This is a genomic window from Magnetovibrio sp. PR-2, from assembly GCF_036689815.1.
Classification (GTDB): Bacteria; Pseudomonadota; Alphaproteobacteria; order Rhodospirillales; family Magnetovibrionaceae; genus Magnetovibrio.
Genome location: NZ_JBAHUR010000011.1, coordinates 130,834 through 138,285, shown reverse-complemented (window position 1 = coordinate 138,285; position 7,452 = coordinate 130,834). Strand labels below are relative to the sequence as shown.

Here is a 7,452-nt window from a genome sequence, read left to right as displayed (position 1 = left end):
AACTGTCCATCGGCGTGCTCCTCATCGTCACCGGCATCGCCATATTCACAGGTTCCTTAGCCGAAGTCTCAAACTGGATCTTGGAAACATTCCCCGCTTTTGGTGAAGTGGGTTAGATGAACCTTCGTGCCATAACGCACAGGCACACTCCCCCCTCATCTTCCCCTGAACCAATAGAAAAGGGCCCCTTATATGAAGGGGCCCTTTTTATTTTCCGCCCCTGCATTTGCCGTGAAGGGGATCGAATGGTATGCTGAATTAGACAGACAAAAAAACAACAAACAAAGCCTAAAACAGATGTGCATCCAGTAGGGCAAAAAATATGCTCAACATTCGAAAGTCCGTTGTTGATAACGGAATCTTCTGGGTTGAAATCCCACAGGCCGACGTGCGGATCTTGTGTGGCTCTCCCGAAGATAGTGTAAAGCACCTCATCCGGCGCGGTTTTATCAATTCGATCGAAGAAAACGAGGTCGTTTACGAGACCGGCCCGAACGCCATTTTGCTGTCCGACACGGCGACGCAAAATGGGCGGTTTAGCAACTTGGCCGAATTCCCGGTCCTACAAATGCTCTATCGCCAAGGCATGATCATTCCCGGCCACCCGGGCAACCGGGGCGTGAAACCGATGTTGATCGGGTCCGAGGTCCAGACTCGTGCCCAGGTCGACTATATCTTTCGCGGCAACTATGGCCTCATCAGTGAAGAGGAGTTGATCTCTGCCGGGGCCAGCCCCAGCGAAGCCAAAGACCTCATGCGTTTGAAGTTGAAGTTTGCGTTCGGGGCCATCAAATCACCACGCGAAATATTGGACATCTGCGTCGTTGAAGATGACATCGCCCATGTGCGCAACACCGTGTACATCCAACGCGTCGAATCCAATGTCTTCGAGATTTCTTATGCAGGTGAGACGGTTGAGGTTGACCTAAACCTTGCCCCCGGCACGCGCTATGAACCGCCCTATAACTTAGGCTTTCATGCTCTGGAGCGCGAATATTTTACCGTCATCCATTCCGGCGATGGCGATGGTTGGGATGTCAACCGCCCGACCATGTCGTCTATCGTCATGTACCAAGGACGCATCTATTTAGTCGATGCCGGGCCCAATATAGAAAACACGCTCAAATCTTTGGGCATCGGCATTCCCGAAGTCGAAGGCCTGTTCCTCACCCACGCACACGACGATCATTTTTGCGGCATCACAACGTTGATGCGCACCGAAAAGCCGATCAAATTTTTATCCACCACGTTGGTGCGCGCATCGGCGTTGAAAAAACTATCGGCTTTGATGAGCATGGATGAGTCCGAGTTCGACCATTTTTTTGAATTCGTCGATTTGGCACAAGGTGAATGGAACCCGGTACGCGGGCTAGAAGTAAAGCCCGTATTTTCCCCGCACCCGGTCGAAAACACATGCCTGTTGTTCCGCGCCATGGACAGCGAGGGCTATAAAACATACGCACACTTGGCGGACACGACATCCTATAAAGTCTTGCAAAGTTTCGTCACCGAAGACGACGACGCACCGGGCATTTCGCAAGAGATGTTTGACCGTGTGAAAGAAACCTATGAAGAAACGGCGAGCATCAAAAAGATCGATATCGGCGGCGGCATGATCCATGGCGAAGCCGATGACTTCATCAATGACCGCTCCCCCAAAATCGTCTTGGCACACCGCGCATCACCGCTCACGGAAAAAGAACGCAACATCGGTGAGGGCGCACCATTTGGCACATTGGACAACCTGATCGTCGGCAGCCAGGAATATATCTATCAGAATACGGCGCGCCATTTGCGGCTCTATTTCCCGAAGTTGGAATCCCACAACCTCCAATCTTTGATGAACGGCAAAGTGGTTCAGTTCAACCCCGAGACCTTCTTGGTGAAAGAAGGCACCATTTGTGAAGCGCCGATTTTGTTGATCTCAGGCCAAGTCGAACGTCTTGCCAATGACGGCAGCCAACCAGCACAACTGTCGGCGGGCTATATCATCGGCCAAGATTCGTTTTTGAACCAAGAGCCCCTAAACACAACATATCGCTCAACCAGTTTTGTCACGGCCATTTACCTACCGCGCGCCCCGTTTGCGAACCTGTTTGATCAAGGCTACCTGCATCTGGGTGATCCAGCTTTGTTGCCAATGCGCTTGTTCATGGAGCGCAATCACATCTTCAATGACAACATCTCCCGCCATACCTTAGCTGGGTTGGTGAGTGAAGCGTCCGAGCTGAAGGTTTCCAATGGCGAGAGCCTGAATTGGGATCGCGGAGATAATCTTTATCTGATCCGCAGTGGGTGTTTGAAGTTGGTTGTCAACGGACGAGAACAAGGCATTGCCGAAGCCGGAGACTGTGTGGGCGAGACCTTTATCTTATTTGGCGTGCGCCCGGTCTATCAAGCCGTTGCAGATGGAGATGTGGATGTTTTGTGCCTGTCGACTGACCAGCTGTCCGCAATCCCGGTGGTTCGCTGGAAGCTACTCAACATCTATAAACGGCGCATACATGATCTGGTTATCCACACCGATCAGCTCGGTCATACGTTTGAATGGGGCGACGATTATCTGCTCGACATCAAAGAGATGGATAGCCAACACAAAAACCTTTTCCACTTAGCTGACAAGGTCATGGAAAACCTCAACTTGGGCGCTGACGGACAGGAGGCTCAAGTTCAAGCACTCAGCGACTTGATCGAGGCCAGTGAAAAACACTTCGAAAACGAAGAAACCTTTTTGTCGGGCATCCATTACCCTCAACTCGATCATCACGGTGGTCTGCACGTGCGCTTGATCACTGATATTGAAACCATCCGGACGCGCATTTTGGGCGGAGAACGAATCTCTCACGCCGAATTCAGAAGCTTCTTCATGTCCTGGATCACCTTCCACATCTTAGGTGAAGACTTCCGCTATGCCCGCTACCAAAAGTCGATGATGAATTTCAGCATCTAAGTTTTATAACGTTGTTCAACCTGCCTGAGAAATGCCTTTTCGATGACTTCGGCTTCTGTGCGCACTGAATCAGAGACCATGTGCCCTAGGATCGGCAGGGCAACATCCACAGCCATCGTGAATTGCACCTCTGTCAGGGCTCCCTTCGGCCAAAAGGCCCAAGACAATCTAAATGAAGGTGTTTCAACGTCTACGGTTTCGATGTCGATCCGATGAGGCTGGTTCAGCACGGCACGGGTGCGAAACCGAAACGGAAAAAGTCCCCAGCGAAACACGTTGTCAACCCAAAGCACATCACCGTCCTGTTTGACAATTCTGGTCGCCACACAGTTTTTGAGGAAACGCGGATAATCTTTGATATCGGCAGCGACTTCAAACAACTGTTCAGGACGATAGGGAACGCGGCGATGGAGGTGAATGGGTGTCATGGCCCCTACTCCGCCGCCACTGTTTTTTTGGTGCGACGTACCCAAGCAATCAAACCCGCCGCCGTTACACTCATAATTAAGGCATAGGTAATTGCGGGAACGACCAATACGGGATTTCCCAACACCGTGACAGCCACAAAAATCGCCAAAGCTGCATTTTGCAACCCGCACTCCATCGCAATGGCGACACGATCCGCATGCCCTAAGCCAAGGGACAAAGCCGTGAACAGACCCAATCCCATGGTCGCGATATTGAGGGCTATTAGGCGTGGGCCGATCTCCGCAAAGTGTTGAACGATGTTATCCATTTGCCCAATAAAGGCACTCACGACGATGATCGCAAAGATGCCCGTTGCAGCTCGCCGTGCAGGCATGTGAACGGCTTGAACCAAGTCCGGCCAACGCGCGAAAAGCACCATACCCAGCCCAATCGGTACGGCTGTCACCAATATGACGGAGCCCATAATCTGTCCGATGGGCATGTGAATGTCTTGGCCTTCGCCTAACAACACAACTTGGCTCAAACCCAATATCAACGGCACAGTGACCACGCTCAACACGCTTGTGATGGCTGTCATGGAAACGGACAAGGCCGCGCTTCCCCCGGCTAAAATCGTCAGTAGATTAGATGTGATGCCACCCGGTGACGCCGCAAGGATCATAACCCCCACGGCAAACTCAACACGGCCATCATAGCCAACCAACACCGCCAAGCCGATCATCGGCAACAAAACAATTTGATTGAGCAAACCAACAACGATTGCCCGGGGGTGGCGAACGATACGGGTAAAATCTGCCACCGTCAGGCCAAGCCCGATGGCGAACATAATTAAACCCAGACCAAGGGGAAGAAGGATATCCATCCGTGTGCTGTTTAACCCGCTTTGCTCTCATGGAGCCTGTATCATAAGTCTTAAAGCGGCATCAACACCACCCCTAGCGCTGAACTCAGCGCAAGTAGGATTTGGCCCAAAACAGTGCGCGCCAATAAAGGGTTGAGTTGGGGTGCGCTGGGCAAACGCCTAACCGCACGGATGGTTTTCAGGGTAAAGAAAAAAGCCCCAAACCCAAACAGTGCGCCTGGACCGATGATTTCCACCGCGACCCCTCCCACAATTAAGACAAACGGTGCCAGCATAACAACCGCATACAACCGCCTAGCTGCAGTGTCACCGATCAAAATCGCCAAAGTCCGTCGCCCTGCTCGCCGATCGCTTTCCATATCCCGAATGTTATTGAGCATAAGAACGGCTGCTGCGGGGAGCCCCAGCACCCCACCCCACAGGTAAGTGGAAGTGGGAACATGCCCAATCAATAAGAACACGGTGCCGCCCACGGCAAAAAAACCGAAAGAGAGCAGGACGGCAACTTCACCCATTGGGGTATGGGCAATGGGCGCAGGGCCATGGGAATAGAAGTACCCCGCAAACAAAGCTGCCAAACCGCCAAATGCAATGGGCCAGCCCCCTGTTTGGGCCAAATACATGCCGCAACACAGGGCGATGAAAAAGGCCAGAAATCCCGCAATCCTCACTTGATGAGGTAAGGCCCAGCCCGAAGCCGTAACACGGGGCGGACCCAGACGCTTGGCATTATCCGTGCCGTTCGCATGATCGGCTTCGTCATTGAATAAATTGGTCCCCACCTGAATGGCAACCGCGCACAGGAGAATTATAAAGGGAATTTCAAGGTGCTCGATCTCGCCAGAGTTTTGCAAAGCCAGCGCCGTCGCCAAAATAACCGGACTGACGGCCAAACCCAGTGTCTTTGGACGAGCGGCCACCCACCAAAGCTTCAGCCCAGTGGGCTTGTCGGCTTGTAGGTCATCACAAAAAGCGCGGTCCTCTGATTGCATATTTACGCCCTATTTGGTTCGCTTCTCACCACACTATAAACACGCTTCAGGGCGATCCCAAAAAGAGTTTCCGCTTGTTGTTGATCCCTTTGTTTTAAAGGCCCGGATTAAAATCCGCTTTCGCGAATGAGCACGCCCCATACGCGGCGCACAGCGCGCACCAAGAGGCTTTCGGAGACAGCGTCAATATGTGCCGTGCCGCGCAGCACCATGCTGGGGGGGGGGGCAGGGTTGGCCAAGTCTAGGCTGACCCGATAGATACCCTTTAAAGGGATCAGCTGTTGTTGAGTGTTGGCTTCCACAGCAATTTCTCCACCGTGGATTGAGGCCAGGTATTTCAGATCCAATTGCGACGTGTTCACATCCGACACCGTGCGCACCTTGAGCGCAATCGGCGACAGCGTTGGGTCCTCGGCGTAAAACATGGCGTTTGCGCCTCCGCTGATGGCGCGGATGTCTGCATCGCTGACAAAACCCGTGACCTGAGACGCCGCCTCGCCAACGATTTGCACTAACGGTGTACGCGCGTCTACCCAGAGGCCTGGGCGTAAAGCCTCGATCACATCGCGAACTTGACCATCAATGTGCGCGCGCACGCTGAGTTTCGCATGCTGTTCCAACAACCCGGCCCGATCGGCGCGTTCTTGCTCCAAACGCCTGCGGATGACTTGAATGTTTTGTGCGTCTTCCAAACCCGCAGCTTCACGCCGGGCTTGCAATTCCAACAGGGCGATGTTGCGCTTAACCTGAGCCAAATTGTGATCCAAGTCCGGGGCCGATAAGACCATCAACACATCGCCCGCTTTGACGGATTGTCCGCGCTCAACGTTCACAGAACGCACTTCGCCCGGGACCGGAGCAAAGACCAGCGAACGGTCTTGTGCTTCCCACACCACAGGCACGCTGACCGTCGTCTGCCAAGGCACCACCAAAGCCAACAGGCCAAAACCGATAACCGTGACCATCACCACTAAGTTGGCGTTCCACGTCAACGCGGTGCGCCGTTTTTTCCATTCCCCGATCTCTTTGGTGATGGGCAGCACGATAAACCACAGGATTTCAACCGCGAATAGGATCAATCCCAAAATCTTGAAGAAAAAGGCATAGACCAATACAGCGATGCCCAAAAACAAGAAAAAGCGATACACCCACGTCGCGAACGCATAGGCAATCAGGCCGTTGCCAAGCCTCTGCCCAAACGGTTCGGGCGGGGCTTCACCAAACGCAAACAAACGCTCGCGCATCCACCACTTGGCATAGGCAAAGGCGCGGTTTTGCATGTTTTCTACATCGAGGTAATCTGCCAACAAGTAATAGCCGTCAAAACGCATGAACGGATTTAAGTTCACGCCAAGGGTCATCACCCATGTCAAAGTCGCCGTAATAAACGCCGCGCTGCGCATAGGCCCGTCGGGTAAGAAGCTCCACAGCATCGTCGCCACCACGGCCAAACCCAGCTCGGCGATCATGCCGGCCGCACCGATGGCGAGGCGTTGTTTTCTATCCGTTAGCCGCCAAGCGTCGGACGTGTCGGTGTAGAGCACCGGCCACATCACCAAAAATGCAACGCCCATGGTCGGCACACGACAGCCATAGCGCACCGCAGTGTAGGCATGCCCCAGTTCGTGAACAATCTTGGCCGCGATCAACGCGAACCCATACCACACCAGACCCTCGGCGGTGGTGAAGTGTAAAAAGGTCGTGAAGAACCCATCCCACTGCCCAACCAAGAAGTACCCGCCCAGCATCAGCAGAACCGCAAAAACCCAAAGGGCGGTCCGCCCCATGAATGCAAACGCAACGCGCTGGGTGGCCTGCAAAAACGATTGAGGACGTACCAGCGGAATGCGGAAAAACAGATAGTTGTGAACCGCCCATTTGCCCCAAGACAGTTTTGAGGCGTTGCGGATCTCTTCAATTTCGTCAACGCTGGCTTTGGAAGAACGCTTAATCAGCATGTTGGTGCGCAAAAATTGCACCAACCATTCGAAATCTTGGGGCTGGGGCCGCAGACGAGCTGTCTGTTCAACGGCTTGGGTGATTTTGTTCACATCTCCAAGCCCCCAATGGCGCAAGATGCCAAAGGCCATCTGGTCAATGCGGTAATAGCGATTGCGCAGCGGATCGTAAATGGTCCAGCTTGGTACGCCGTTTTGGGCCTTAGGTCCCGGCACCAGTTCCAAGTCGTCGCGCAGGTGTGGCAAGGCTTGTGTGGTCAT

5 protein-coding genes are annotated in these 7,452 nt (G+C 53.3%); 1 reads left to right on the top strand and 4 read right to left on the bottom strand.

All coding sequences use genetic code 11. The features are described 5' to 3' along the window. Positions 1 to 322: 322 nt before the first annotated feature. Positions 323 to 2,950 carry a hemerythrin domain-containing protein gene (locus V5T82_RS13735; RefSeq protein WP_332896224.1) on the top strand — a complete coding sequence of 876 codons (2,628 nt, stop codon included), beginning with the start codon at positions 323 to 325 and terminating at the stop codon, positions 2,948 to 2,950. On the opposite strand, the gene V5T82_RS13730 is transcribed toward V5T82_RS13735, so the two are convergent. The 4 genes from V5T82_RS13730 to V5T82_RS13715 form a co-directional block, all read right to left on the bottom strand. Beyond that, entirely contained in the window at positions 2,947 to 3,378 is a 432-nt protein-coding gene (locus V5T82_RS13730; RefSeq protein WP_332896223.1) for a type II toxin-antitoxin system RatA family toxin, read from the bottom strand. The two genes, V5T82_RS13735 and V5T82_RS13730, sit on opposite strands and share 4 nt — an antisense overlap. Positions 3,379 to 3,383: 5 nt before the next feature. Next, on the bottom strand, positions 3,384 to 4,241 hold the full coding sequence (locus tag V5T82_RS13725; protein ID WP_332896222.1) for a bile acid:sodium symporter family protein: 858 nt from the start codon (positions 4,239 to 4,241) through the stop codon (positions 3,384 to 3,386). A gap of 50 nt (positions 4,242 to 4,291) precedes the next feature. Next, positions 4,292 to 5,233 (bottom strand): 1,4-dihydroxy-2-naphthoate octaprenyltransferase, encoded by a 942-nt coding sequence (gene menA / locus V5T82_RS13720; protein WP_332896221.1) that lies wholly within the window; start codon positions 5,231 to 5,233, stop codon positions 4,292 to 4,294. A 107-nt stretch (positions 5,234 to 5,340) separates the two neighbouring features. Further along, positions 5,341 to 7,452 carry a site-2 protease family protein gene (locus V5T82_RS13715; RefSeq protein WP_332896220.1) on the bottom strand — a complete coding sequence of 704 codons (2,112 nt, stop codon included), beginning with the start codon at positions 7,450 to 7,452 and terminating at the stop codon, positions 5,341 to 5,343.

Bases quoted from the DNA above. Each gene is read 5' to 3' on its own strand.
- V5T82_RS13735 (WP_332896224.1), top strand. From the start codon at position 323: ATGCTCAACATTCGAAAGTCCGTTGTTGATAACGGAATCTTCTGGGTT.
- V5T82_RS13730 (WP_332896223.1), bottom strand. From the start codon at position 3,378: ATGACACCCATTCACCTCCATCGCCGCGTTCCCTATCGTCCTGAACAG.
- V5T82_RS13725 (WP_332896222.1), bottom strand. From the start codon at position 4,241: ATGGATATCCTTCTTCCCCTTGGTCTGGGTTTAATTATGTTCGCCATC.
- menA (WP_332896221.1), bottom strand. From the start codon at position 5,233: ATGCAATCAGAGGACCGCGCTTTTTGTGATGACCTACAAGCCGACAAG.
- V5T82_RS13715 (WP_332896220.1), bottom strand. From the start codon at position 7,452: ATGACCACACAAGCCTTGCCACACCTGCGCGACGACTTGGAACTGGTG.